This window comes from Mesorhizobium sp. RSR380A, assembly GCF_054719385.1.
The window spans coordinates 5,126,017-5,150,426 of record NZ_JBTTIB010000001.1 but is presented as its reverse complement, the minus strand read 5'-3'; the positions used below and the strand labels follow the sequence as shown (position 1 = coordinate 5,150,426).

Annotated in this window: 26 protein-coding genes; 10 read left to right on the top strand and 16 right to left on the bottom strand. The window is 62.3% G+C overall.

Translation table 11 applies throughout. From position 1 onward, the window contains the following. Nucleotides 1-5: 5 nt before the first annotated feature. Nucleotides 6-605: a hypothetical protein gene (locus tag ACYG9Z_RS24925; RefSeq protein ID WP_023682939.1), complete on the bottom strand. Its 600-nt coding sequence runs from the start codon at nt 603-605 to the stop codon at nt 6-8. A 112-nt stretch (nt 606-717) separates the two neighbouring features. Between ACYG9Z_RS24925 and ACYG9Z_RS24920 the strand changes: the two genes are divergently transcribed. Further along, complete coding sequence (locus ACYG9Z_RS24920) at nt 718-951, top strand: DUF2093 domain-containing protein (protein WP_023694434.1); 234 nt, start codon at nt 718-720, stop codon at nt 949-951. Between the two features lie 229 nt (nt 952-1,180). On the opposite strand, the gene lpxK is transcribed toward ACYG9Z_RS24920, so the two are convergent. The 7 genes from lpxK to epmA form a co-directional block, all read right to left on the bottom strand. Beyond that, the gene (gene lpxK / locus ACYG9Z_RS24915; protein ID WP_023682941.1) at nt 1,181-2,209 is read right to left on the bottom strand and encodes a tetraacyldisaccharide 4'-kinase; all 1,029 of its coding nucleotides are present in this window, start codon (nt 2,207-2,209) and stop codon (nt 1,181-1,183) included. Beyond that, nucleotides 2,210-3,526 (bottom strand): lipid IV(A) 3-deoxy-D-manno-octulosonic acid transferase, encoded by a 1,317-nt coding sequence (waaA, locus tag ACYG9Z_RS24910; RefSeq protein WP_023671577.1) that lies wholly within the window; start codon nt 3,524-3,526, stop codon nt 2,210-2,212. It lies immediately after the preceding gene. Then, a complete protein-coding gene (locus ACYG9Z_RS24905) occupies nt 3,523-4,311 on the bottom strand; it encodes a lysophospholipid acyltransferase family protein (RefSeq protein ID WP_023682942.1) in 789 nt (262 codons plus the stop codon). The genes waaA and ACYG9Z_RS24905 overlap by 4 nt, the downstream gene beginning before the upstream one ends. 5 nt (nt 4,312-4,316) lie before the next feature. After that, nucleotides 4,317-4,562, bottom strand: a complete 246-nt coding sequence (locus ACYG9Z_RS24900; RefSeq protein ID WP_023682943.1) for a DUF4170 domain-containing protein — start codon at nt 4,560-4,562, stop codon at nt 4,317-4,319. A 68-nt stretch (nt 4,563-4,630) separates the two neighbouring features. Beyond that, complete coding sequence (locus tag ACYG9Z_RS24895; RefSeq protein ID WP_023682944.1) at nt 4,631-5,437, bottom strand: 3'(2'),5'-bisphosphate nucleotidase CysQ; 807 nt, start codon at nt 5,435-5,437, stop codon at nt 4,631-4,633. After that, nucleotides 5,424-6,767, bottom strand: coding sequence for a TldD/PmbA family protein (locus ACYG9Z_RS24890; RefSeq protein WP_023682945.1), 1,344 nt, complete (start codon nt 6,765-6,767; stop codon nt 5,424-5,426). Before ACYG9Z_RS24890 ends, ACYG9Z_RS24895 begins: the two co-directional genes overlap by 14 nt. Nucleotides 6,768-6,969: 202 nt before the next feature. Then, nucleotides 6,970-8,016 carry an EF-P lysine aminoacylase EpmA gene (epmA, locus tag ACYG9Z_RS24885; protein WP_023682946.1) on the bottom strand — a complete coding sequence of 349 codons (1,047 nt, stop codon included), beginning with the start codon at nt 8,014-8,016 and terminating at the stop codon, nt 6,970-6,972. A 129-nt stretch (nt 8,017-8,145) separates the two neighbouring features. Between epmA and efp the strand changes: the two genes are divergently transcribed. The 3 genes from efp (at nt 8,146) to ACYG9Z_RS24870 (ending at nt 11,129) form a co-directional block, all read left to right on the top strand. After that, complete coding sequence (efp, locus tag ACYG9Z_RS24880; RefSeq protein WP_023682947.1) at nt 8,146-8,715, top strand: elongation factor P; 570 nt, start codon at nt 8,146-8,148, stop codon at nt 8,713-8,715. 71 nt (nt 8,716-8,786) lie between these two features. Next, nucleotides 8,787-10,247, top strand: coding sequence for a phospholipase D-like domain-containing protein (locus tag ACYG9Z_RS24875; protein ID WP_023752060.1), 1,461 nt, complete (start codon nt 8,787-8,789; stop codon nt 10,245-10,247). Between the two features lie 81 nt (nt 10,248-10,328). After that, nucleotides 10,329-11,129, top strand: a complete 801-nt coding sequence (locus ACYG9Z_RS24870; RefSeq protein WP_023671569.1) for an endonuclease/exonuclease/phosphatase family protein — start codon at nt 10,329-10,331, stop codon at nt 11,127-11,129. Nucleotide 11,130: 1 nt separating this feature from the next. On the opposite strand, the gene ACYG9Z_RS24865 is transcribed toward ACYG9Z_RS24870, so the two are convergent. The 5 genes from ACYG9Z_RS24865 to ACYG9Z_RS24845 all read right to left on the bottom strand — a co-directional run bounded on the left by ACYG9Z_RS24865 (nt 11,131) and on the right by ACYG9Z_RS24845 (nt 17,458). Then, on the bottom strand, nt 11,131-13,098 hold the full coding sequence (locus ACYG9Z_RS24865; RefSeq protein ID WP_023752061.1) for a glycoside hydrolase family 127 protein: 1,968 nt from the start codon (nt 13,096-13,098) through the stop codon (nt 11,131-11,133). A gap of 38 nt (nt 13,099-13,136) precedes the next feature. Continuing rightward, nucleotides 13,137-13,994, bottom strand: coding sequence for a carbohydrate ABC transporter permease (locus ACYG9Z_RS24860; protein WP_023712775.1), 858 nt, complete (start codon nt 13,992-13,994; stop codon nt 13,137-13,139). Beyond that, on the bottom strand, nt 13,994-14,914 hold the full coding sequence (locus ACYG9Z_RS24855; RefSeq protein WP_023752062.1) for a carbohydrate ABC transporter permease: 921 nt from the start codon (nt 14,912-14,914) through the stop codon (nt 13,994-13,996). The genes ACYG9Z_RS24860 and ACYG9Z_RS24855 overlap by 1 nt, the downstream gene beginning before the upstream one ends. A 175-nt stretch (nt 14,915-15,089) precedes the next feature. Beyond that, nucleotides 15,090-16,331, bottom strand: a complete 1,242-nt coding sequence (locus tag ACYG9Z_RS24850; protein ID WP_023752063.1) for an ABC transporter substrate-binding protein — start codon at nt 16,329-16,331, stop codon at nt 15,090-15,092. 68 nt (nt 16,332-16,399) lie between these two features. After that, nucleotides 16,400-17,458: a LacI family DNA-binding transcriptional regulator gene (locus tag ACYG9Z_RS24845; protein ID WP_023752064.1), complete on the bottom strand. Its 1,059-nt coding sequence runs from the start codon at nt 17,456-17,458 to the stop codon at nt 16,400-16,402. A gap of 461 nt (nt 17,459-17,919) precedes the next feature. Here ACYG9Z_RS24845 and ACYG9Z_RS24840 point away from each other — a divergent pair, with 461 nt between their 5' ends. The 6 genes from ACYG9Z_RS24840 (at nt 17,920) to ACYG9Z_RS24815 (ending at nt 22,129) form a co-directional block, all read left to right on the top strand. Further along, a complete protein-coding gene (locus ACYG9Z_RS24840; RefSeq protein ID WP_198020714.1) occupies nt 17,920-18,090 on the top strand; it encodes a hypothetical protein in 171 nt (56 codons plus the stop codon). A 24-nt stretch (nt 18,091-18,114) separates the two neighbouring features. After that, nucleotides 18,115-18,696 (top strand): ABC-three component system protein, encoded by a 582-nt coding sequence (locus ACYG9Z_RS24835; protein ID WP_023742959.1) that lies wholly within the window; start codon nt 18,115-18,117, stop codon nt 18,694-18,696. Beyond that, nucleotides 18,693-19,214, top strand: a complete 522-nt coding sequence (locus ACYG9Z_RS24830) for an ABC-three component system middle component 5 (protein WP_023742960.1) — start codon at nt 18,693-18,695, stop codon at nt 19,212-19,214. Before ACYG9Z_RS24835 ends, ACYG9Z_RS24830 begins: the two co-directional genes overlap by 4 nt. Beyond that, a complete protein-coding gene (locus ACYG9Z_RS24825) occupies nt 19,201-21,147 on the top strand; it encodes an AAA family ATPase (protein ID WP_023752065.1) in 1,947 nt (648 codons plus the stop codon). Before ACYG9Z_RS24830 ends, ACYG9Z_RS24825 begins: the two co-directional genes overlap by 14 nt. A gap of 78 nt (nt 21,148-21,225) precedes the next feature. After that, nucleotides 21,226-21,447 carry a DCL family protein gene (locus ACYG9Z_RS24820; protein ID WP_023742962.1) on the top strand — a complete coding sequence of 74 codons (222 nt, stop codon included), beginning with the start codon at nt 21,226-21,228 and terminating at the stop codon, nt 21,445-21,447. Between the two features lie 49 nt (nt 21,448-21,496). After that, the gene (locus tag ACYG9Z_RS24815; RefSeq protein WP_023742963.1) at nt 21,497-22,129 is read left to right on the top strand and encodes a hypothetical protein; all 633 of its coding nucleotides are present in this window, start codon (nt 21,497-21,499) and stop codon (nt 22,127-22,129) included. Nucleotides 22,130-22,314: 185 nt separating this feature from the next. On the opposite strand, the gene ACYG9Z_RS24810 is transcribed toward ACYG9Z_RS24815, so the two are convergent. The 3 genes from ACYG9Z_RS24810 to ACYG9Z_RS24800 all read right to left on the bottom strand — a co-directional run bounded on the left by ACYG9Z_RS24810 (nt 22,315) and on the right by ACYG9Z_RS24800 (nt 24,362). Continuing rightward, nucleotides 22,315-22,623 (bottom strand): hypothetical protein, encoded by a 309-nt coding sequence (locus ACYG9Z_RS24810; RefSeq protein WP_156931542.1) that lies wholly within the window; start codon nt 22,621-22,623, stop codon nt 22,315-22,317. A 530-nt stretch (nt 22,624-23,153) separates the two neighbouring features. Then, nucleotides 23,154-23,450: a hypothetical protein gene (locus tag ACYG9Z_RS24805; protein ID WP_156931544.1), complete on the bottom strand. Its 297-nt coding sequence runs from the start codon at nt 23,448-23,450 to the stop codon at nt 23,154-23,156. A gap of 18 nt (nt 23,451-23,468) precedes the next feature. Further along, nucleotides 23,469-24,362 carry a LysR family transcriptional regulator gene (locus ACYG9Z_RS24800; RefSeq protein ID WP_023752068.1) on the bottom strand — a complete coding sequence of 298 codons (894 nt, stop codon included), beginning with the start codon at nt 24,360-24,362 and terminating at the stop codon, nt 23,469-23,471. Nucleotides 24,363-24,410 lie beyond the last annotated feature (48 nt).

Here is a 24,410-nt window from a genome sequence, read left to right as displayed (position 1 = left end):
GGTGCTCAGCGAAGCACCAGCAAGGCTAGCCCGACAATGGCGACGGCCAGAAACCCGGTTGCCAGCGCCATCAGACCGACACGCGTCTGCTGTCGGCCTTCCGGCTGGGCCGCATCATTCGGCCCAGACGTCGCCTGCTCCCGCTTCATTGGCATATCGGCGGTGGCAGCGCGGCGCTGCGGCGAAACCACGGGTGCGAGAAGCGCAAACCAGGGCAGTCCTGCGGGCTTTGCGGCAGCGCCATCTTCGGCCTTGGCCGGCGGCACAAGCAGACCGCGCTGTGTGTCGTCATTTGCCGGCGAGCCCGCAACGACCCTGGTCGGCGCGACCTCGTCTGGCGCCTCGACGCCAGGTTCGGCAAGGGCCAGATAGGCCTGGAGGATCTCGGCAGAACCCGTCTGCTGCCCCTTTGCGGTGGCTGCGGACAACAGCGCCTGCAGCGCCGGCGCCGCTGCCGGCTTCAAAGGCGCGCCGGACGGCGCCGGCGGCTGCACCAGCGCCTTCATAAGTGCTGCTTTCGCCGGATCGGCCTTCGCCGACGGCAACGCTGCCAACATCATGGCCTCACGCAGCAGCGCGGTCAGGCGGGCGGATGAAATGTCCATGCCGGTCCCATAAGAATGGTTTGGAGCGACAATAGCGCCTCAGCATTGCGTCAAGCTTGACCTTGCCGGCAATTTATGGCGATGAAATCAGCATGAACCTTGGCACCACCCCATGATGAACCGCTTCGAAGGCCCCGGCGGCAAGGAAGCCCGTATCCGCTATCTCGACGGCGACTTCCAGGTCACCAGCCCCGGCGCCTTCGTGCGCTGCGCGGTGACCGGCGAGAGCATTCCGCTGGACGAGCTCAAATATTGGAGCGTCGCCAGGCAGGAGCCTTATGTCAGCGCAGCCGCCTCGCTGCGCCGCGAGATCGAGATGCATCCGGACCTGCGCAGCCGGGGTTAAAGGCGCGCACAGAGCCGTTGGTCGCGTTCCTTCACACCCCCCTCTGTCCTGCCGGACATCTCCCCCGCAAGGGGGGAGATTGGATGTCATCTTTGCTTTCGCCAAATCACCAGCGTTGCAGAATGAGCGCCATTGGCAAAGCTGCTGATCTCCCTCCTTGCGGGGGAGATGGCCGGCAGGCCAGAGGGGGGTGCTGTCCCGCCAGCATCTCCGCGTGACGCTGCACGCCCTACCCCCGCAGCCTGCGCTGCCTCCAGGCATCAAGCGTCTCGTTGATGATGCGCTCCGGCACAGTGTCGAGTTCGAACGTGGCGTCGATCTCCAGCACGTCGAGTTCAGCGAGGAAATCGGCCGGGGCAGCGCCATGGCGCAGCCGGGCGGCGTCCTTGGCGGTGGTGACGAGGCCTAGTCCATCGCGGCGCGCGGTTGCCGCCAGTTCCGCGAGTTCATCAGGGGCATAGAAGTGATGGTCCGGAAACGACCGGCTCAGCGCCACCTCAGCGCCTGTGCCGCGCAGCGTGTCGAAGAATTTTTCGGGATGGCCGATGCCGGCAAAGGCGAGGAACCGCCGGCCGGCAAACCGCTCCTTGGCCGCGGGCTCGGCATGCGCCTCGAAGACTGGCCGGCCGGCGCGCGCCGCCTGGCGCACGACCTGGTCGGCGGCAGCGCCCTCGCCCATCTTCAACAGCCCATCGGTGAACACCAGTTGGTCGACGATGTTGGCTCTCAGCGGTCCACCCGGAATGACGCGGCCGTTGCCGATGCCGTAGCGGGCGTCGACGACGACCAGCGCATAGTCGATATGGATGCGCGCGCTCTGAAAACCGTCATCCATGATCAGGAAATCGCAGCCATGGGCTTTCAGGAGCAGCTTGGCGCCGGCGGCGCGGTTGGGGCTCACCGCAACCGGCGCGTGCTCGGCCAAAAGCAGCGGCTCGTCGCCGACATGCTTTGCAGCGTCGTGACTGGCATCGACGACATGCGGCTGCGCGAACGAGCCGCCATGGCCGCGCGACAGGAATCCGGGATTGAGCTGCATGCGCCGGGCCTGCTTGGCCAGCGCGATGGCGATCGGCGTCTTGCCGCTGCCGCCGACGGTGAAGTTGCCGACGCAAAGCACTGGCGCGTCGATCTTTTCACGTACCGCCCGATGCATGCGGCGGCCGGCGACGATGCCATAGACGGCTGATAGCGGCGACAGCGCAAAGACCCGCCAGTCCGGCGCTTCCCACCAGAAAGGTGGTGCTTCCGACGCCACCTATCGCCCGTCGGCGCCCTTCAGGCGCGACTTGACGATCAATGGCTGGATATAAGGCTCGAGCGACTTCAGCGTGTGCGCCAGCGCACCGCGCATCTGGTCGACTGTGGCGGCACCGGCCGCCATCATCTCATGGCGCGCAACTTCATTGCTCAGCAGGAAATTGACGGCGCCGGCCAGCATGTCGCGGTCGCGCACCAGCTTGGCGCCGCCACTGTCGAGCAGGCGCTGATAGGCCTCGCGAAAATTCTGGACGTTGCGGCCGGCCAGCACAGCGGTGTCGAGCATGGCCGGCTCCAGCGGATTCTGGCCGCCTTCCGAGGTCAGCGAGCGGCCGACAAAGGCGATTTCCGTCAGCCGGAGATAAAGCCCCATCTCGCCGATCGTATCGCCAAGGAGGATATCGGTGTCGGCGGTGATCCGGTCGCCCTTGCTGCGCCGCGCCAGCTTCAGGCCCATGCCGGAAATCTGTGCGGCCAGCGCTTCGGCGCGGTCGGGATGGCGCGGGACGATAATCGTCAGCAGGCCATGGTGGCGCTTGTAGAGCGTGGCGTGGACTTCCGCCGCGACCACCTCCTCGCCGTCATGGGTCGAAATTGCCGCCCAGGTCGGGCGGCCGGCGATCTGGCGCTTCAGCGTCGCCAGCGCCCGTTCGTCGACGGGCGGCGGCAAGGTGTCGACCTTGAGGTTGCCGGACACGGTGACCGGCCGGGCGCCAAGCGCGCGAAACCGTTCGCCGTCGACATCCGACTGGGCAACGACATGTGCAAGGTTCTCGAACAGCGCCTCGGCGATGTTGGCGCGCTTCTTCCAGGATTTGAACGAACGGTCGGAGAGCCGGCCGTTGACCAGCACCTGCGGCACGTGGCGGGCGCCGAGCTCGAGGATCGTCATCGGCCATATCTCGGATTCGGCGATGATAGCCAGGTCCGGCCGCCAGTGATCGAGAAAGCGGCTGACGGCCGGCTTGAGGTCGAGCGGAACATATTGGTGGATGATGCGGTCGCCCAGCCGTTCGTCGGCAACCTGCGCCGAGGTCACTGTTCCCGTCGTCAGCACGATGTTGACACCGTAGTCGAGGATGCTTTGCACCAGCGGCACGACCGCAAGGGTCTCGCCGACGCTTGCCGCATGGATCCAGATCACCGGCCCTTCGGGGCGCGGCCGCCCGGCAACGCCGTAGCGCTCACGGCTGCGGCTGCGGTCTTCCTTGCCCTGCGATGTGCGCCAGGCGACATAGGGACCCATCAGCGGATAGGCGGCTGCACCGGCAAGGCGGTAGGCCGCCAGGAAGGCGCGCGCCCAGCCGACGCTCATGGCCTGCCGTCCACGAGCCGATAGGCCTCGGCGGTTGCGGCATTGAGCGCGGCCGTGACTTCCTGGCGCTTGCGCTCCATTTCGGCCTCGTCGGCATTGGCCGGCACGAAAACCGGCGTTCCGATGACGATCGAGGAGCGGCCGAACGGCAGGTTGATGGTGGTCTTGTCCCAGCTCCTTTCCAGCACCTTGCGGCGGCTGGTGGCGATGGCGGCAGGCATGATCGGCCGGCCGGAAAGGCGTGCCAGCAGAACGATACCAAGCCCCGCGTCGCGCGGCGTGCCGTGGGGAATGTCGGCGATCATGGCGACGTTCTTGCCGGCCACGAGTGACTTTTTCAGGGCGATGAGCGCCTTGGCGCCGCCCTTGTCGAGATGCTTCGTGCTTTCACGCCCGCCGGAGCCGCGCACCGCCTCGATGCCGAATTTTTCGATCATCAGCGCGTTGAGTTCGGCGTCGGCGCTGCGCGAGACCATGGCGACCAGCGGCCGTCCCTTGGGATAATAGGCTGGGGTCAGCAGATGCTGGCCATGCCAGAGCGCGATGATGCCGGGTTCGAATTCGGCGTAGTCGCCGCCTGAAAATTTAGCCGAGCCTTCGACCACGCGGTTGGTCAGGCGCACCAGGCGGACGAACTGGGCGAGCAGGCTGACGATCATGCTCTTGACGATTCGCGACTGCGCCAACGGCTCGCGGATCTTGCGCCAGAATGTCTTCGAACTGCCGCCGCGTCTTCTTCGGACCGCGGCGCCGGTGGGCTGCCCTTTCACCGCTTCATGCTCCATCGCTGTCAACCGGCGGCCTTGCTTTCAGGGTCGAGCAGCCGGTGCAGATGGACGACGAAATAGCGCATATGGGCATTGTCCACGCTGGCTTGCGCCTTTGCCTTCCACGCGGTGTGCGCGGTTTGATAGTCCGGATAAACGCCAACGATGTCGAGCGCGTCGAGATCGCGGAACTCGGTGCCTCCCAGCTTCTTCAGCTCGCCGCCGAACACCAGGTGCAAAAGCTGTTTCTTTCCGTCTTCCGCGGCCATTTCGGTCCTTCACATATTGTGAGTTTGCGACAGGTCTAGCCCAAAGCTGCCGACTTTGGAACCTTCGATCACGCTTCCGTATCGGCAATGACGCCGGCAAGCACGGTCAGCAACTGCCCGCTGCCGGCGACCAGCGCGCCGTGACGGATGATCTCCCCGGCATAGAGCGGCGCGCGGCCATGGCCGTCGAGCACGGCGCCGCCAGCCTCGCGCAAGATGAGATCGGCGGCGGCGATATCCCAGTCATGCGCGTTGGGCTTGACGAAGGTTGCGTCGAGCGTGCCGTTGGCGACCATCGCCAGCCGGTAGGCGAGAGAGGGAATGTGCGCCGCCCGCCGCACCCGGCCCTGCCATTGCGCCGGCATCAGGTCGATCAACTGCTTCAGCCCGCCGATCTCGACCGTCTTACCCAGGCCGCGCACGGCAATCGGCTTGCCGTTGCGGAAAGCTCCATGGCCAGGCAGCGCCCAATAGGTTTCGCCCTTGGCCGGACATTCGAGCACACCGGTGAGCGTGCGGCCATTCTCGACCACCGCGACGCTGACGCACCACGAGCGCAGACCTTCGAGGAAGCCGCGGGTGCCGTCTATGGGGTCGACGACAAAGGTGCGCCGCGCCAGAAGCCGCGCCGGATCGTCAGTCGTTTCCTCTGATAGCCAGCCATAGTCCGGCCGCGCCGCAAGCAGGGTCTCGCGCAGATAGGCGTCCGCCGCGTGGTCGGCTTCGCTGACCGGCGAGGTGCCGCCCTTCATCCACACTTGCGGGTTCTTGCCGAAATAGCGCATGGCGATCGCGCCCGCCTCGCGGGCGGCGTCGCGCAGCAGATCGAGGTCTTCCGAGGCCCCGGCCGATATGACCGGGTCACGCTCCGGCAAGGGTCATTCCTTCGATCAGCAGCGTCGGTGCGGCAGTGCCGAAATCGCGGTCAAGATCGCTCGCCGGAACCATATTGAGGAACATCGTCTTCAAATTCGAGGCGATGGTCACCTCGGCCACCGGATAGGCAAGCTCACCATTGTCGATCCAGAAGCCGGATGCGCCACGGCTGTATTCGCCGGTCACCATGTCGACGCCCTGGCCGAACACTTCAGTGACATAAAAGCCGGATTTTAGCGACCTGATCAGGTCTTCCGGCGTCCTGTCGCCCGGCTCGATGGCGAGATTGGTCGAAGACGGCGATACCGACGAGCCGCTGCGCGCGCCGCGTCCGTTGGTGGTCAGCCCCAATTCCCGCGCGGCGGACGTCGACAGGAACCAGTGCTTCAGCACGCCGTTCTCGACCATCAACAGCTTTTCGCCCTCGACGCCTTCGCCGTCGAACGGGCGCGAGGCCTGGCCGCGACGCCGTAGCGGCTCGTCGGTGACGGTGATGGCAGCCGACGCAACCTGCTTGCCCATCATCTCGCGCAAAAAACTGGTCTTGCGCGCCACCGAAGCGCCGTTGATGGCGCCGGCGAGATGACCGGCAATGCCGCGCGCGACGCGCGGATCGAACACCACGTTGACCGGACCGGTCGCCGCCTTGCGGGCGCCGAGGCGGCGCACGGCGCGCTCGCCGGCCTTGCGGCCGATCAATTCCGGTGCGTCCAGATCGGAAAAATGCTGGTTCGAGGAGTATTCGTAGTCGCGCTCCATGCCGGTGCCTTCGCCCGCAATAACGCTGGCCGAACGCGAAAAGCGCGACGCGACATAGTGGCCGACGAAGCCGTTCGACGTGGCAAGCACCAGCCCGCCGAGGCCTGCGCTGGCGCCGCTGCCGGCCGAATTGGTGACGCCCTTGACGGCAAGGGCTGCTTCCTCGGCGGCAAGGGCCGCTTCCTTCAACTGATCGGCCGAAACCTCGGTGGCGTCGAACAGATCGAGGTCGCGCACCTTGCCGACCAGCAAAGCCGGATCGGCGAGACCCTGATAGGGATCCTCGGGCGAGACTTTGGCCATGGCCACGGCGCGCTCGGCCAATGCCCTGGGGTCCGATGCCGCCGTCGCCGAGACGCTCGCCACCCGGTTGCCGACGAAGACGCGCAGCGAGACATCGTCGCCCTCGGACGCCTCAGTGTTCTCGACCTTGCCCAGCCGCACCGACACGCCGATCGAGCGGCCGCGCACGGCAACCGCGTCGGCGGCGTCGGCGCCGGCCCGCTTGGCAGCCTCGACCAGTGCCGCGACGCGGTCGGTCAATTTCGCTGCCTCTGATGTATCGGTCATGCGCGTGGTCCTGGCTGAAGCCGCGCCGGGCGGTAGCGGCTGTTGCACCATCTATTGTCCCAATGCGGCTTGTGCAATGGCGCACGGGCAATTGTCCCGCTGCGGCATAGCGCCCAAGCGGAGCGCGAAAGCTATCCGCGGCAGCGGCCGCCACAGACGCGCGGCTTGACGGTTTGTGAGTTTAACCAAGGCCGATTTCCACTCAAGGAGTGGCGACCGGCGTCCAGATCACGTCATCGATCCTCGTCGCGCCCGTTGCCAGCATCACCAGCCGGTCGAAGCCGAGCGCCGAGCCGCTGGCTTGCGGCATGATGGCGAGGGCGGCGAGAAAATCCTCATCCAGCGGATAGCGCTCGCCATAGACGCGCTCCTTCTCGTCCATCTCGGCGGCAAAGCGCCGGCGCTGCTCGGCCGGATCGGTCAGTTCGCCAAAAGCATTGGCGAGCTCGACGCCGCAGCAATAGAGCTCGAAGCGCTCGGCCACGCGCTGGTCCTCCGCGCTCGGCCGGGCGAGCGCCGCTTCCGAGATCGGATAGCCGTACAAGATGGTGGCCCGCCCCTGCCCCAGCACCGGTTCGACCTTCTCGACCATTACCCGGCTGAACAAATCGGCCCAGTTGTCATCGCCGGCCGTGCGCAGGCCGGCCTTGACCAGAGCATCATGGAGTGCGGCGCGGTCTGTGCCGCCATCGGCAGAAACGGTGGCAAGAAGATCGATGCCGGCGTAACGCGCAAAAGCTTCCGCCACGCTCACGCGTTCCGGTTCGGCGAACGGATCGGCCTCGCGGCCGCGAAAGCGGAAGGTTTTGGCGCCGGCCCGCTCAGCTGCCAGCTTCAGCAGCTCGGCGCAATCAGCCATCAGGCTCTCATAGGTTTCGCCGACACGGTACCATTCGAGCATGGTGAACTCCGGGTGATGCAAAGGGCCGCGCTCGCGGTTGCGCCAGACAGCGCCCAGGCTGAAGATGCGCCGTTCGCCGGCGGCAAGCAGCTTCTTGCAGGCGAATTCCGGTGAGGTGTGGAGGTAAAGCGGCCGGCGCGCGCCGTCGGCGCCGATCGCCTCGGTGGCGAAGGCTGAGAGATGCGCCTCATTGCCCGGTGATATCTGCAGCGCCGCCGTCTCGACCTCGATGAAGTCGCGCTCGCCAAACCAGCCGCGCATGGCGGCAGCTATGGCGTTGCGCGCCATCAGCCGCGGCCGGCGGTCGGCGTGAACATCCGGCGTCCACCAGGGCGAAGCGCCAGTCATGGGTTTGCCGGGCAATGGAATTGCTGACAGGGCTGGCGGTTCGGGCCAAGATGCGCTACGGCGACGGCTCTCGCAGCCGATTTGCGCCGAACGATCGTTTCAGGCCAACGAAGTCTAGGATTGAAAACCGTGGTGAAGGTCATCGCCAGTTCGCTCCGTAAAGGCAATGTCGTCGACAAGGACGGCAAGCTTTACGTCATCCTCTTTGCCGAAAACATCCACCCTGGCAAGGGTACGCCGGTCACCCAGCTCGACATGCGCCGCATCTCCGACGGGGTGAAGGTTTCGGAGCGCTACCGCACCACCGAGCAGGTCGAGCGCGCCTATGTCGAGGAGCGCGAGCACACCTTCCTCTACGCCGACGCCGAGGGGTATCACTTCATGAACCCGGAAAGCTACGACCAGGTCGCGGTGCCGGAAAGCGTGGTCGGCGACATGGCGCCCTACCTGCTCGAAGGCATGGCGGTGCAGATCTCGCAGTTCAACGGCATCGCCATAGCCCTGGTGCTGCCGCAGCGCGCTACTTTCGAAGTGGTCGAGACGGAGCCGACGACCAAAGGCCAGACGGCGTCCTCGTCATACAAGCCGGCCGTGCTTTCCAACGGCGTGCGCACGCTGGTGCCGCCGCACATCGCGCCGGGTACCCGCGTGGTGGTGATGACGGCCGATGGCGCTTATGTGGAGCGGGCGAAGGACTGAGGCGCGAGCGCCTCCGTCCTGGTTGATCCGTTGCATTGCCTTCTGCGGCCGCTGGCTCGATAGTCCTGCCGATGTGGCAGACCTTTGTGACCTACTGGCCTCTAATCCTTGTGATCATTCCGATGCTGATGGCCGCCATCGGCATCGTCCACGCAATCATGACCAAGGAAGACGTGCGCGCCGCCACCGGCTGGGTCGGCGTGATGATCTTGTCGCCGTTCCTTGGCGCGATCATCTATGCCATTGCCGGCATCAACCGCATCCGCCGCGCCACGATCAGCGCCATGCGGCCCGTCGCCGGTGAAGCCGAGACAGCCAAACACGACCACGACATTGCGCTCGAAACACTCATCTCAGCCGAATTCGGCCAGCGCTTTGCCGGCCTGAAGACGCTAGGCGACAGGGTGGCGCGGCGCGGCCTGCTTTCGGGAAATGCAATCACCATCCTGAGGACCGGCGACGAAGCCTACGCGGCAATGTGCGGGGCGATCGACGGCGCACGGCGCAGCATCCTGCTCGAGACCTACATCTTCGACAATGACGAGATCGGACGACGTTTTGTCGGATCGCTGGCCGGAGCGGTCCGGCGCGGTGTGACGGTTCGCGTGCTGATCGATGCGGTGGGCGTGCGCTATTCCGTGCCCAGCATTCTTGGGACACTCCGGGAAGCCGGCGTCACCGTCGATCTGTTCAACGGCAACATCGTCATGGGCCTGAGACTTCCCTATGCGAATTTGAGGACGCACAGGAAAATCCTGATCGTCGACGGCGCGGTGGCATTCACCGGAGGCATGAACATCCGCAAGGGGTTCTCGGCTGAATTCGCTGGCACTGCCAGCTCGGCGGATACGCATTTCCAGGTCACGGGGCCGGTCGTGGCCGACCTGTTCGCGGTTGCCGCCGAGGACTGGCGTTTTGCCGGCAACGAGGCCCTCAAGGACGAGGTCTGGCACGTGGCAAAGCCCTCGCCGCCTCCCGGTCAGCCGATCCTGGTGCGGGCGGTGGCGTCGGGGCCGGACGCCAGCATCGAAACCAACCACAAATTGCTGACGGGGGCATTTTCCGTCGCCCGCAAATCGATCCGCATCATGTCGCCCTATTTCCTGCCGGACCGGGAATTTGTCAGCGCGCTGGTCACGGCTGCCCGGCGCGGCGTCGAGATCGACATCGTCGTGCCCGCGGTCAACAATCTCTTCCTGGTCGGCCGCGCCATGACGGCGCAGTACGACCAGGTGCTGAAGCACTATTGCCGCGTCTGGCGTCATGAAGGGTCATTCGACCATTCGAAGCTGTTGTCGGTCGATGGCGTCTGGGCCTATGTCGGCTCTTCCAACCTCGACGCCCGGTCGCTGCGGCTGAATTTCGAAATCGACCTGGAGGTGCTGGATACCGGCTTTGCCGCCGAGATCGAAGGGCGCATCGGAGCGGCAATCGCTTCCGCCAAACCCGTCACACTCGCAACCTTGAAAGCGCGGCCATTTCTCATCCGGGTTTTTGACCGGTTGTTATGGCTGGGATCGCCCTATCTCTAATGCATACCGCCTCGAAGTGGTCCCGGTTGTGAGAGAACGATATGCATAGAACAAAGAATCAGGACATCGAATAGCAGGCCTATGGACATAAACGGACGCAGCCTTCCTGAAACAGTGCTCCTGTCGATCCGCGGCAGGAAAGCGCGCAAGGCGAACGCGACGCCGCGCAAGCACATTGAAGGCGCCCAGATGGTGGTCGCCTCCTACAACGTCCACAAATGCATCGGCACCGACCGCAGGTTCGACCCCGAACGCACCGCCCGCGTCATCCGCGAGATCGGCCCCGACGTCATCGCGCTGCAGGAGGCCGACAACCGCTTCGGCGATCGCGCCGGGCTGCTCGATCTTGCCCGGATCGAACACGAAACCGGGCTTGTGCCGGTGCCGGTTTCCGGAAGCGGCAAGGGCCATGGCTGGCGCGGCAACGTGCTTTTGTTCAAGCGCGGCACCGTGCGCGACGTCCATCAGATCAAGCTTCCGGGACTGGAGCCCCGCGGCGCGCTGGTTGCCGAGATCGACCTCGACGAAACGCGCACTCTGCGCGTCATCGCCGCGCATCTCGGCCTGTTGCGCCGCTCGCGTTCGGAGCAGGCCCGCGTCGTGCTCGACATCATGAGCAACCAGGATGAAAGGCCGACCTTGCTGCTCGGCGACCTCAACGAATGGCGGCTGGGCAACCGCTCGGCGCTCAAGACGCTGCACGCCACCTTTGGTTTCACGCCGGCGGCGGTGCCGACTTTCCCCTCAGGCCTGCCGGTGCTGGCGCTCGACCGGATCATGGCCAACCGGCACGGCATGGTCTCGTCGGTGGAAGCCCATGACACGCCGCTGTCGCGGGTTGCGTCGGATCATTTGCCGCTGACGGCGTTCGTCAGCCTGTAACTCATCCGTCCCGCAGCCAGACCAGCATCTCACCGGGTTCACGGTTGTCCCAGGCAAAGTACGGGACGGCGGTGATTTTCGTTTCGCTCACCGCCGGCGGATCGGTGCGATAGAGCCCGGTTTCCCAGTTTTCCTGGGCTTCCTTGCTGGCAAGTGCCGAAAGCGTGACGATGCCGCCGAGCAGGTTCGGCTCGGCATGCGCCTCGATTGTTGCCGTTCGCGGCAGAGCGATCCGATGCAACTGGCCGGCATTGTCGGTCTCCTCGACGCAATAGATCAGCGGACCGCGCGCAAGTGCGACGCGGCCGATGTCCTGACGCACCTCCGGATTGGCGAACAGACGGGCGATCGACATTTCGAGATCGAGTTCGACCCGGTCGCCCTGGCGCCACTCGCGCCGGATCGCGGCATAGCCGTCGCTGGTGATGTCATCCAGATCGACCGCGGCGCCGTTAACCTTGAGCGCCGCCTTGCCGCACCAGGAGGGGACGCGCAGGTGCAAGGTGAATGCCACCGGAGCGTCGGCTTCGATCCGGATCGAGACCGCGCCATCCCAAGGATAATTGCTGGTCTGAATCAGACTGACCGCCCGGTTCGATATGTCGAAGCGCGCGGTGCTGTCGCCGTAGAGATGAACGGCGAGCGCGTCGTCCGACAGGCTGTAGAAATAGCTGCCGATGGAGGCGACCATGCGGCCGATATTCGGCGGGCAACAGGGGCAGCGATGCCATTTCCAGCGATTGTGCCTGCCCCGGCTCTCCAACGGGTTCTCGTAGAAGAACAGCGAGCCGTCGAGCGACAGGCCGGAGATCGAGCCGTTGTAGAGTGCCCGCTCCATCATGTCGGCGTAGCGGGCGTTGGGACCCATGCCGAGCATGCGGCTGGCCCAGAACACGAGGCCGACCGAGGCACAGGTCTCGGCATAGGCGGTTTCGTTGGGCAGGTCGTAGTCGCTGGTAAAGCCCTCATTGTGCGCCGATGGCCCGAGGCCGCCGGTGACATAGAGGTTCTTGGTGGTGAGATCGTTCCACAGACGGTCGAGCGCTACCCTGAGCGTGTCGTCGCCATATTCGGTGGCGATGTCGGCCATGCCGGAATAGAGGTACATCGCCCTGACCGCATGGCCGACGACCTTGTCCTGCTCGCGCACCGGCTTGTGCGACTGGTTGTACTCATAGGTCTTGAAATGATAGGCCTTCGGGTCGGCGCCGCGCGCACGCGCCTCCTCGTCGAAATAATGCGGCTGTTGCCCGCGCTGGTCGATGAAATACCTGGCCAGGTCCATGTATTTCTGCTCGCCGGTCGCCCGCGCCAGCTTGACCAGCGCCAGCTCGATCTCCTCATGGCCGCAATAGCCCTTCTTCTTGCCCGGCTCCGGACCGAAGGTGTCGGCGATATGGTCGACGTAGCGGCACATGATATCCAGCAGCTTGCGCTTGCCGGTGGCCTGGTAGTAGGCGACCGCGCCTTCGATCAGATGGCCGGCGCAATAGAGCTCGTGGCAATCGCGCAGATTGGTCCAGCGCTTGCCGGGCTGGATACGCTGGTACCAGCTGGAGAGATAACCGTCTTCCTGCTGCAGTCTGCCGTAGAGGTCGATGACGGCATCGATCTTCTTCTCGAGCGCCGCGTTCTTGCGCCGGTAGAGCGAATAGGCCGCGGTCTCGATGGTCTTGCCCCAATCGGAGTCCCAGAACATCTGCGTCGTCACCGTCGAGCCGGTGAAGCCGGGGCTGGCAGCCTCGTCGGGCGACGGCGAATGGAACGGAATGACGACGCCCGGCGAGGGCCGGTCCGGGTCGATCTGCTCCAGCATGCGCGCCTCGACGCAGCGCTCGTAGAGGATGTCGGCGGTGCGCGACGCCACGGCATCGACACGGTCGCCCCAGAAGCCGCGGACATCGACCTGCGGCACCGGCAGCGGGCGGAAGGCGAGTTTGCCGGGCTTGGCGGATGGTTGAACGGTCATCGTGTCACTCCGTTGGATATTGGTCATTTCACGGGGGGTCATTTCACCGCGCCGGCCATCAGGCCGCGGATGTAGAAGCGCTGCAGCAACAGGAAGAGCACCAGGCACGGCACCATCATCACGGTGACGCCCGCCTGCACGGCGCCCCAGTCGATGGCGCCGAAGCGGCCCGACTGAAGTGCGGTCATCATGATAGGCAGCGTGAATTTGGACTGGTCGGTCATCAGCACCAGGGCGGCCAGGAATTCGTTCCAGGCGCCGAGGAAGGCAAACAGCGCGATGGTGACGATGCCCGGCCAGACCAGCGGCAGCATCACCTTCAGCAGCATGGTGACGTTGTTGGCGCCGTCCATGCGCGCGGCCTCCTCGATCTCGCGCGGCACCGCGTCGAAGGCGTTGCGCATCATGAAGATCGAGAACGGCAATTGCAGCGTGGTGTAGACCAGGACCAGCCCGGTCAGCGTGTTGTGCAGGCCGACCTTGGTCAGCACCAGGAAGATCGGCGTCAGGATCGACTGGAACGGGATCATGATCGTCGACAGGATGACAATGAAGAGCACATCCTTCATGGGAAAGCGGAAGCGCGAAAAGCCATAGCCGGCCAGCACGCTGACGATGACCGACAGGATCACCGTCATCGACGCGACATAGAGGCTGTTTTGCGCCGGCAGCCAGAGGCCGTCGCCAAAGGTGTCGAGCGTGCGGTAGTTCTCGACCGAAAAGCCTGTCGTCGGCCATGGCGGCAGCGGCGGCTGGCGCGCCTCCTGCGCCGGCTTGAAGGTCGACAGCACGGCCCAGACGATCGGCGCGATGAACAGCACTGAGGCGATCATGCCGGTCGAATGCTCGGCGATCCTGAGCCAGAGGCGGCTGCTGCGGCTTCTTGCCTGCGCCATCAGTCGATGCCCTCCGGCTTGCGCAGCAGCCACAGCTGGACCAGGCTGAGCGCCACCAATATGGCCAGCAGGATCATCGACAAAGCGGCGCCATAGCCGAGCTTGAACGAGACGAAGGACTGGTTGAAGATCCAGTAGACGGCGGTCAGCGTCTGGTTGCGCGGGCCGCCGCGCAGGATGATGTAGAACTGGTCGAAGGCGAGGATCGAGCCGGCGATCGACAGGATCAGCGCCAGCGCCAGCGTGCGGCGCATCAGCGGCAGGGTGATGGCGCGAAAGCGCGCGAACGGCCCTGCCCCGTCGATCATCGCGGCTTCCTGCAGGTCGGTCGGGATCGACTGCAGGCCGGTCATCAGGATGATCATGGTGAAGCCCGCCACCTTCCAGACGACCATGGCGATGATCGACCAGAAGGCCGGCTGGAACGTCGCCAGGAGGTTGAACTTTTTCGCCGTCAGGCCGAAATCGTAGGCGGCAGGGCTGAACAGGCCGGAATCGACATTGAGCAGCCACGACCACAGCAGGCTGGCCGAGGCAAAACCGACGACCGCCGGCATGAAGAAGGATGTCCGGTAAAAACCGGTCAGCCGCCTGGGCTTTTCGATGAACAGCGCCAGCGGAAAGGCGACGGCGAAGATCACGATGGTGACGATCACGGTGTAGTAGGCGGTGAAGCTCAGCGCGTTCCAGAAACGGTTGTCGCGCAGGATCGCCCGGTAATTGTCGAAGCCGATATAAAAATGCTCGCCCATCAGCGGCCAGTTGTGCAGCGACATCCACGCGGTCATGCCGAGCGGGATGATGAAGAAGAAGACGACCAGTGCCACTGCCGGCGCGACATAGAGCAGGCCGATCCACTGCCGGCGGCCGGCGCCGACGAGTTTTCTGGCGCGTGGCGGGGTGGTGGTGATTGCGGTCATACGTGGGCTCCGGGTGCGGTGATCCCCCTCCCCCTCGAGGGGAGGGTCCGGCCGCAGGCCGGGGGTGGGGTCCTCCGCGCAGTGCGCCGACGAAAAAGAACGTCGAGCACTGCCGGAACGACCCCACCCGGACCTGCGGTCCGACCTCCCCTCGAGGGGGAGGTAGGGGCGGCGCTTACTTTTGCGGCGCCTGGTCGATGATCGACTGCATGGTCTCTTGTGCATTGGCGATGGCGCCATCGACGTCGTCGCCGAAGACGACCTCGTTGATCATCTGCGTCCACGGACCGTTGGCCGAGTTGATCAGGTCGTTGAACACCACGGAATAGGGCGTGCGGCCCTTGGCCATGGCTTCGGCGGCGATCTGGTAGCGCGGATCGAGATCCTTCAGCGCCTCCTTGGCGATGTCGCCGCGCACCGGCAGGCTGCCGTATTTGGCCAGGATGGTCTGGCCTTCGAGCGAATAGGCGAAGTCGAGAAACTCCTTCACCACGGCGAGCTTCTTGGTGCCCTTGGTGACGACGAAATTGTCGCCGCCGGCAAACGAAGACCAGCCGCTGTCCTTGCCCGGCAGGAAGGTGACGCCATAGTCGATATCCGGATACTGCGTGTTGAGCGCGCCGATGGCGAAGGCGCCGGACGGCGAAATGCCGATATTGCCGGTGGCGAAGGCGGCAAAGAAGTTGGCGCCGGTGTCGGTCTGCGCGCCGGCCGGCACCAGGTCCTTCTTGACCATCGAGCGGTAGAGGTCGATGGCGCCGCGCAGCTGCGGGCTGTCCAGCGTCGCCTTCGACCCGTCCTCGGAGAGGATATCGCCGCCCGAGGCCCACACCAGCGGCGTGAAGGTGAAGATGTTGCAGCCGCCGCAATTGCCGGAGAAATAAAAGCCCTTGATGTCGCCGCCGAGCGCGTTGACCTTCTCGGCATCGGCCTCGATCTCGGCCCAGTTGGCCGGCCCCTTGTCGGGATCGAGCCCCGCCTGCTTGAACAGTTTCTTGTTCCAGATCAGCACCGAGGCGTCGGCCGAGAACGGCAGCCCGTAGATGTGGTCCTTGTAGGTGCCGGTCTTGACATGCGCCGGCGACAGGCTGGCGAAATAGGGCAGCGATTTCGCCCAGTCGGTGATGTCTTCGAGCTGGCCGGCGGCGGCAAAGGACGGCGTGTAGATCAGGTCGAGCGACAGCGCGTCTGGCGCCGTGCCGCCGGCGGCGGCGGCGCCATATTTCGGGATGATCTCGGCATTGGGAATGATGTCCAGCTTGACCTGGTTCTCATGGCCCTTGTTGAAGGCATCGACGATGCGCGGCATGAAGTTCGAGCCGTCGGCGCGCACCCAGATGTTGGCGGTGTCGGCGGCCATTGCAGGCAAGGCAATGATGCTCGCGGCGAGCGCGAACCCGGTAATCACGGTCTTCATGGTTTTCCTCCTCATGGTTTCTTCTCCTCCATGTTGCGGCGCTCTCCCAGATCGCGCCGCGCGTTTTCCTAGCCGTCCAATGGGCGGCCGCATGACTGACGCACCACCAGCCGGCACGGCAGTTTTCGAATGCCCGGCGCGGCGGGTTGGCCGCCGACGAGAGAAAGCAGTGTGAGGCCGGCCTCGCGGCCGAGCGCTGCCAGGTTCATGTCGACCGAGGTCAGCGGCGGGCGGGTTGCCTCGGCCACGATCTCCCAATTGTCGAAGCCGATGACGCCGACGTCGCCAGGCACGCCTAAGCCGCGCTCGCGCAGCGCATCGATGACGCCGCGCGCGATCTGGTCGTTGCCGCAGAACACGGCGTCGGGTTTCTCTCCCTTCTTGTTGAAGAGCATTGGGCCGTCGAACAGCTTTCCGACGGCTTCATGCCCCCAGGCTTCCGACCACGAGCCGAGCAAGGGCTCGGTCACCGGCAGGCCGTGCGCGGCCAGCACATCGCGAAAAGCCTGTGCCCGCTCATTCACCACGGCAAAACTGGCGGGACCGCTGACATGGGCGATGCGCCGCCGCCCGAGGCGGCAAAAATGCTCGACCGCCAGCCGCGCCCCGCCGGCATCGTCGGAGACGAAGGCGATGGCATCGGGATCGGGCTGGCTGAAGGCGTAGATTACGGGCACGCCGAGATTGGCGAGGTCGACCGGCAAATGGCGGTCGATGCGCTTGCCGCTGGCGATGATGCCGTCGATGCGCTTGTCCAGCATCGCCTCGACATGCAGCTGCGCCAGCCGCGGATCGTCCTCGACATTGCACAGGAACACCGACACGCCGGCATCGACCAGCGCATCCGAAATGCCCGACATGACCGGCAGGGAAAAGCGGCCATAGGTATCGTTGGTCAACAGGCCGACCGTGAAGGAGCGCCGCCGAAGCAGGCTCTGCGCCAGGCTGTTGGGGCGAAAGCCGAGCCGCTGCGCCGTCTCGCGAATGCGCTGCCGCGTCTCGGCGGTCATCCGCCCCTGCCCGTTCAGCGCCTTCGAGGCCGTGGCCACACTGACACCAGCCATCGCCGCGACTTCACGCAGGGTGATGGGTTGTTTGGCGGGTGCTGGCGAGGCGTCGGGGGGCATATTTCGGGTGTCGGTCCTCGGTTTGAGAAAAGGTTTTCTCTTACGGGTCTCTGGCGTGTCGATGCGGGGGATCGACGGATGCTGCGGGGTTTGGGAAAACGTTTTCTCAAGGGAGACTAGGATGAGAATTCCGGGATGGCAAGAGGGGGATAGCGGTGGCGACGCGATCGACGCGGTTGTTCGTCATGACCCTTTGCGCCAGAAGCGGTCATTTGACGATTAGATATTCTGATGTCGCCCTTGGGCCGAAAGTGGCTGGCAGGTTCGCGGCAGCATGGACGCTATAGCCGTCCAACAATGGGATGACGTTGAGCCCTAACCCCGGCTCATTCTGCGCACGTGAAAGGTCCTGTGCCCTCTCGCGACTACTAAGGCAATGTGGTGCACAATCCTAAAACTGTTTGCAACTAGGCAAAAAGGCGGGCAAACGTTGTTGGGGATCGGATATCGGGGGGAATCGAATGGCTTTTGATATTTGGAATTTTCTTGGGGGTTTGCTTGCAGGTGCGATTGGCGGCTCTCTGCTGACCTTCCATTTCACCAAGAACGTGCGCGCTGACCGCCATGGTACGGCGACCGACCAGTCGGGTGCGCGTGCCGGTGGAGACATTGTGGGCCGAGACAAGCGCTAGCTTGCTGGCGGCACGATATCATCCATGAACATCGCGGACCAAGACGGTACGATTTCCAACCAGCAAGGCGCCCAAGCAGGCGGCAACATTGCGGGTCGCGACTACTACAACTTTGAACCAAAAAAGGGCTTGGTCGAAAAACTGCTTCTCAAGTTGAAGGAACAGTACGACTGCAGCGAACAGACCCAGACGACTATGGACGAGTTGGCGCGATACCATACCCGTCGTGCCGCCGATGGGATTGACGGACTCGAAGCCAAGCTCAAAGCGAGCGGGCGCTTTGATTATTATGATGAGGCAATCGAGAAGAAAGAAATGTTCGCGAAGCTGCTGGAGAGGTGGTCTCTATATTCATCGGCTCAGCAAATTTTCGTTCACATCCTCGCCAGGGCCGAGAACGAGTTTAATCAGGTGATCTACAGTCAAATTCCGAATAGGAATCTGGAAGAAATAAATGCTCTTGTGATCGACCGCATTGTGAATCCAATTGTTGAAGAATGCGGCGGCGAGCTGATGTCCGTGAACCATAACCTCGTTCAGGGAATGGTGTACTGGCTGGCGGAACAGTGTTTCATCAAGTGGCATCAAGGCGCGGCGGCGGCATGACGCAGCTCACCTACAACGAGGCCTTTGACCCTTACCATGCGGCCTTCAGATTCCTGAGACTTCATCTCGCCTGCGATATCGGCGCCAAATTGCCGTTCGACACTTTGCGCATATTGGACTTTTATCTTCTCTTCCCATTTCGGCTTCAAGCGATGAAGCTTTTCTCGAGCGATACGGGCTGGAGAAAGATAAGCCGATCCTATGAAGATCAGGCTCCATACGGCGCGATGCCGGACGACAGCACCATTTTTGCCCGAATGGAACCTTTCCAAAGGGCGGCGGCGGCCAGCCTCGTCCACAGTGGCTACCTCGCTTCCGACGCATGGGACTCGAACGAGGTTAAATTCGCTACCGATGCGCTCCCGGTAACGGTGAAGCTGCGCTGTTCAGAACTGAACACCCGCATGAAAGATGTCGTAGATATCCTGTGCCAGATTAAGGCGCGTTACCCGCTCGGAGGCCGTGACGGACTGAAGGATAGAACAGGGCTTTTGGAGTACCGATATGACTCGGTATGATCCCTGTCTCATCGTTAAGCGCCTCATCGTGAAGCGCGGAGCCTTTATCCTCTACGACGAGGCGTTTCATACCGGTGTCAACGTTATCCGCGGAGACAACTCCTCAGGCAAATCGACGATCATGAACTTTGTTTTCTTTGGGCTAGGGGGCGATCTCGATCGCTCGGCTTGGAGCGAGCATGCGCTGTTGTGTGAGCATGTGTGGCTGGAGGTGGAGTTCAATGGAAATCCGGCCGTCCTTCGCCGTCAGATCGATGCCTCATCACAATCTGCGATGGAAATCTTCGGCGGGCGCTATGAGCAAGCTGTTTCGGCTCCAATCGAGGCTTGGCATCGATACTCCTACGCTCGCTCAAAGAACCAAGAGAGTTTCTCTCAGGCAATCTATCGCCTCCTCGACATGCCGGACGTCGCCGTGGAAGGCACGTCCAGCATTACTATTCATCAGATTCTCCGCCTTCTGTACGCCGATCAGCTGTCGCCGACCGAGAGCCTTTTCCGGTTTGAGGGTTACGATCCCGAGAACCTGCGTGAGGCTGTAGGCAACCTGCTATGCGGTGCGTTCGACACCGAAATCTACGAAATGCAACAGCTGAAACGAACGAAGGAGCGCGAATTTACAGACGTCTCCGCTGAATTAAAAAGCATATTCAGGGTCGTTGGTGGTGGCGACGAAAGCATGACGCTCGACTGGATCGAGCAACGCCGCAAAGGGTTGGTCGAAGAGCGGGATGCTGTCTCAGCCCAGCTCCTGCTAGCCGAGGAAGGGTTCTATTCCAGTCAGTCGTCCGACAAGATTACACTTCATGCTCAAAGGGACGTCTACAAGCAGGTACAGAAGCTGCAAGTAGACATCGGCCAGATGCAGGCCGACATGGATTCCGTGGAATTCGAGCTCTCGGATTCATCTGCTTTTATAAAAACCCTAAACGCACGCCTTGAGGCTTTGCGCGACGCTGACCTTGCCGCCGAAGTCGTCGGCACTGTTCACTTTGGAACGTGCCCGGCGTGTTATGCTGAGATCATTGATCATGACCATGACGTTGAAGCGTGCCATCTGTGCAAGACGCCGCTCGACACTGAACGTGGGCGAGACCGGGTCGTCGGAATAATAAACGAGCTTTCGATACAAGTAAAACAGTCCGAGCGGCTGCAGGACATCAGAGCCGAGCGTCTCAAAACCCATCAGGTTCAACTAAACGCGCTGCAAGCAGCTTGGCGGCTTAAGGCGAAGGAGCTCGCCGATCTCAGTTCGGTGCCAACATCGAAAGCTCGCGAGGAAATCCGTGAGATGCAGCGAAGGCTTGGCTACATTGACAAATCGATCGAGGACATAGAAGCGCAAGTGAAACTTGCCAACAAGATCGGCGATCTATCAGCCAGAAAGTCGCAGCTGGATCAGGACATTCAGGCGCTAGGAACTCGCATCAGTGGCCTCCAGCTTAGCCAAACCGATCGACTTCGGACCGCAAAGGCCAGTATTGAAAAGAACATCATCGAAATCCTTCGTGGCGATCTCAAACGACAGGATTCCTTCGAGAACCCGGAGCATGTTCTATTCTCCTTCGCGAAAAACACGATCACGGTAGACGAGCATACCTATTTCTCTGCCAGCTCCCGCGTTGTGCTGAAGGCCGCGTTTCTAGTCGGCTTCCTCAAGGCGGCCCTGTATGATCGGCAGTTTCGCCACCCTCGGTTCCTTATGATCGATATCACCGAGGACAAGGGGATTGAGCAGGCACGAAGCCATAACTTCCAGAAGCAGGTTATCGAGATTTCTGACCGGGCGCCCGTCGAGCACCAGATAATCCTTGCCACCGCAATGCCCTGGCCTGACATAAGGCCAGAGCTGTTTGTCGGGAGACATTCTACGCGAGAGGAAGGAACCCTGGGTTTTCTTCCGCGCAAGGTCGATGGCTCTAGGCAAGCCTAGGAGACGTCGGTGGCGAATGCACAACCCCTAGAGATTGCAGGGTACCAATTTGAGAGGAAGACAGATGCGCTTGCATTCATGAAGATCATGCTCAATCGCTATCGTCCGGGGGATGCTGTAAGCGCGGCTGACGTGGCGTTTCTCGCGGAAGCGCTTAAACGTCACCCTGAGGCCAGAACCAAGATAGGGTCGGGCATACGCAGCTTTGATGTGCGGTCGGCCGACTATGGAACTAAGTGTTTTTGGGTATTGCGGACAGACGGCTCCGAGGAGCGGTTCTCTTACAAGAGCTGCGTGTAGCGGCCATGACGGTGCATGTGCGCTTGAGCGGCCAGTCAGGAGTTCAGCCTTGAGCCAAATAGCTGCCGCTGCAAGCGCTCGGTCCGAAATTATCGCTCCCGGCAAGACGAAAAATGATTGGACCAAATTTGCCAAGGTTCTCGTGCCTGGCGGCGATGCTAATGTTTGGGCTGAAGCCTTCAACACCTATCTTCTCGCCAGACTGCAGAGCCGCTACCTTGGGCCTATAGGGATGCTGCGAGATAACGGCAGATGGGAAGGCGAAGGCTTCACCATCGTTTCGGTTCAGTGTGCGCTGATCGAGTTTCTTGCGGCGACGCGTGCTGGGAAAAAATATAGGCACAAGAACGCTCAATCTCCGCACGAATATCAAAACAGCCGCAAACTTTTTGTCGATTTCCTGTTCCAGACCTCACCTTTCGACCAGCTATTTTCGGAAGGGGACGCAGAAGATTTTTACATCAATGTTCGCTGTGCGCTCCTGCACGAGGCGAGAACGAAAGACGGCTGGATTATTTGGGTTACGGGCGCTGTTCCCGTCGATTGTAAGAAGAAAATCGTCTATCGTGATAGCTTTCAGGCCACTATCGAAGGCTATATCAACGATTACGGCTTGGCGTTGACGGTCGACGCATCGCTCCAGGGCGCCTTCATGAGGAAGTTTAATGATCTGGCCGCTTAATGGGGATACGGCCGACTTTTCGAAGGCCTAATTGGTACGCCTAGGCGATGACTGCTTTGAGATAAAGTCCAACATTTACCAAACGACCGACATGAGGCGCGTTGCGGTCAACCAGCATTGGAGTGCCGTTTTCCGACATTCCGCTCGTGGCCTACCTGGTTGCCACTGACCACAATGTCTATTCTTTAAGTAACGAGCGCAAACGCCAGCCAAATAGAGCGCAGTCCCCCATTTAAGCGAAACGCCACATCCGCGTTTTTACAAAGGCTGTCGAAATGAGTGACAAGCTCTTCCGACTCAGAGGTATGTTCGCCCGGCACCATAATAAGGCAGCCTACACGTTGATCAGCTTCCTCGCGATCGACGTGACTTGCATCTCTACGTGCCCGTTCTAGTCTTGAATCAAACGTCGCCTGCCGTATCTTGGAGGCGGCGAAGTGCTGCTTGACCTCAAATGCCCACGAAATCCCGTCTTGGACGTCGGCGACCCACAAGTCGCACCGCCCCTGCCGGAATGGCCTGCCGCGCGTTGAATCCCGCTTCAGTGCGACATACTCGGTATGTGCCAAGTAACCAGCCTGAGATGCAGCGTTTGCGAGAACGGCCACGCTTGCTGCCTCGTTCCAGTAGAATGGATCGAAATCACTAGACTAACGGCAAAACTTGCGCCTAATCGCGGGCACACGTTTCAGCCACTCGGACCAGTGCTTCACTTCACGCGTCCTACCGTCCCCGGCTAGTGTCCTGATGCTGCGGTTGGCCCGCCATGACTCCTCCAAGAAAATCGACTCACCACTACTACATCATTATTAGGGATCAGCCAGCGTCAACGGCCGCTTTTTAGGTCGGCGCAAGCAACCGCGTTTGGCTAAGATGAAGCGCAAACAGTTCTGTACTCCTTCACCTGTGCGAGTTTGGTCTGGGGTCATAGGCGGCCGGTCGAACCGGCTACCCGCTTCCGCTTGCCGCCCTCGCCTCAACCGCCTTCTGAATCTCCTGCTTGAGGTTATCCTTGGTATCTTTATCAAATCGAGCACGCGGTATTTCGATGCCAAAGAGCAAGTGAGGCGCGCTGCAAGGGCCAACGAGCGGCGGCGCAACACCCGCGCCCCAGACACACTCCAGAAATCAAATTCAACAGTTCGGAAAACCGGCGAAAAGATCGGGTGGCATAAGCTTCCCAGTCGGGATTCCGGGTTTCTTCCTTTTTTGGAAGCCTTCCACCAACAAAATCGCGCCGGCGGCGCAGTGCCTGCTGCAGCGGCGGCATGAACAGCCGGGCGATGCCCCGGTAGAACCTGCCATTTAAGCTCAGCTTCATGATCCAAACAGTCTCGGGTCAGATGCGATGGCGGAGCGCGTCGATGATCACTGCCATCGCAGGGGAGAGTTGTCGCCTGCTCGGATAGTAGAGGTGATAGCCGGCAAATGGCGGGCTCCAGTCGTCAAGCACGAGCCTGAGGCGTCCCTCGGCGATGTGGTGGCTGACGAGGTTTTCCGGGACATAGGCGATCCCGAAACCGCTTGTCGCAGCCTCGATCATGGGAATGGACGAATTGAAGGTGAGTTGGCCTTCCACCCGCACACGAAGGTCGCGGCCGTCCCTGGCGAATTCCCACGCATACAGTCCGCCGAACGTCGCCTGCCGCATATTGATGCAGTCATGATCAACCAGATCCTGGGGAACGGTCGGAACCGGATGGCGGGAAAAATAGTCCGGCGAAGCCACGGCCACGAGCCTCCAATCGGGCCCGATGCGCACTGCGATCATATCCCTGTCGATGCTCTCGCCGAGCCGCACACCTGCGTCGAAGCGCTCCTCCACAATGTTCTTCATGCCGTTGTCGCTGTAGAGCTCGACGCGCACGTCGGGATTGTCGTTGAGCAAGGGCTGGAGCTTCGGCCAGACGGTCGTCTGGAGCGCATGGTCGGACAGTGTGATGCGGACCGTTCCGGAGGGCTTGTCGCGAAAGGCCACCAGGCTTGCGAGGTCGGATTCGATTTCCTCGAAGCGGGGAACGAGAGATTGGAAAAGTCGCTCGCCGGCCTCGGTCGGAGAGACGCTCCGCGTCGTACGCGTCAGCAGGCGGACGCCAAGGCGAGCTTCAAGCTCCTTGATTGTCGAACTCAGGGTCGACTGCGAGGTGCCGAGCTTGGCCGCCGCCCTGGTGAAACTGCGCTCCCGGGCGACCGCCACGAACCAGAGCAGATCCTTCATGCCATCGCGCTGCATAGGGCACCTCCCGTCGGACATTCATATCATGAGCAGATAAGTCCATGC

Coding starts and splice junctions, on each gene's coding strand:
- ACYG9Z_RS24925 (WP_023682939.1), bottom strand. CDS start 605: ATGGACATTTCATCCGCCCGCCTGACCGCGCTGCTGCGTGAGGCCATG.
- ACYG9Z_RS24920 (WP_023694434.1), top strand. CDS start 718: ATGATGAACCGCTTCGAAGGCCCCGGCGGCAAGGAAGCCCGTATCCGC.
- waaA (WP_023671577.1), bottom strand. CDS start 3,526: ATGAGCGTCGGCTGGGCGCGCGCCTTCCTGGCGGCCTACCGCCTTGCC.
- ACYG9Z_RS24905 (WP_023682942.1), bottom strand. CDS start 4,311: ATGGAGCATGAAGCGGTGAAAGGGCAGCCCACCGGCGCCGCGGTCCGA.
- ACYG9Z_RS24900 (WP_023682943.1), bottom strand. CDS start 4,562: ATGGCCGCGGAAGACGGAAAGAAACAGCTTTTGCACCTGGTGTTCGGC.
- ACYG9Z_RS24890 (WP_023682945.1), bottom strand. CDS start 6,767: ATGACCGATACATCAGAGGCAGCGAAATTGACCGACCGCGTCGCGGCA.
- epmA (WP_023682946.1), bottom strand. CDS start 8,016: ATGACTGGCGCTTCGCCCTGGTGGACGCCGGATGTTCACGCCGACCGC.
- ACYG9Z_RS24875 (WP_023752060.1), top strand. CDS start 8,787: ATGTGGCAGACCTTTGTGACCTACTGGCCTCTAATCCTTGTGATCATT.
- ACYG9Z_RS24870 (WP_023671569.1), top strand. CDS start 10,329: ATGGACATAAACGGACGCAGCCTTCCTGAAACAGTGCTCCTGTCGATC.
- ACYG9Z_RS24865 (WP_023752061.1), bottom strand. CDS start 13,098: ATGACCGTTCAACCATCCGCCAAGCCCGGCAAACTCGCCTTCCGCCCG.
- ACYG9Z_RS24860 (WP_023712775.1), bottom strand. CDS start 13,994: ATGGCGCAGGCAAGAAGCCGCAGCAGCCGCCTCTGGCTCAGGATCGCC.
- ACYG9Z_RS24855 (WP_023752062.1), bottom strand. CDS start 14,914: ATGACCGCAATCACCACCACCCCGCCACGCGCCAGAAAACTCGTCGGC.
- ACYG9Z_RS24850 (WP_023752063.1), bottom strand. CDS start 16,331: ATGAAGACCGTGATTACCGGGTTCGCGCTCGCCGCGAGCATCATTGCC.
- ACYG9Z_RS24845 (WP_023752064.1), bottom strand. CDS start 17,458: ATGCCCCCCGACGCCTCGCCAGCACCCGCCAAACAACCCATCACCCTG.
- ACYG9Z_RS24840 (WP_198020714.1), top strand. CDS start 17,920: ATGGCTTTTGATATTTGGAATTTTCTTGGGGGTTTGCTTGCAGGTGCG.
- ACYG9Z_RS24835 (WP_023742959.1), top strand. CDS start 18,115: ATGAACATCGCGGACCAAGACGGTACGATTTCCAACCAGCAAGGCGCC.
- ACYG9Z_RS24830 (WP_023742960.1), top strand. CDS start 18,693: ATGACGCAGCTCACCTACAACGAGGCCTTTGACCCTTACCATGCGGCC.
- ACYG9Z_RS24825 (WP_023752065.1), top strand. CDS start 19,201: ATGACTCGGTATGATCCCTGTCTCATCGTTAAGCGCCTCATCGTGAAG.
- ACYG9Z_RS24820 (WP_023742962.1), top strand. CDS start 21,226: ATGAAGATCATGCTCAATCGCTATCGTCCGGGGGATGCTGTAAGCGCG.
- ACYG9Z_RS24805 (WP_156931544.1), bottom strand. CDS start 23,450: ATGAAGCTGAGCTTAAATGGCAGGTTCTACCGGGGCATCGCCCGGCTG.
- ACYG9Z_RS24800 (WP_023752068.1), bottom strand. CDS start 24,362: ATGCAGCGCGATGGCATGAAGGATCTGCTCTGGTTCGTGGCGGTCGCC.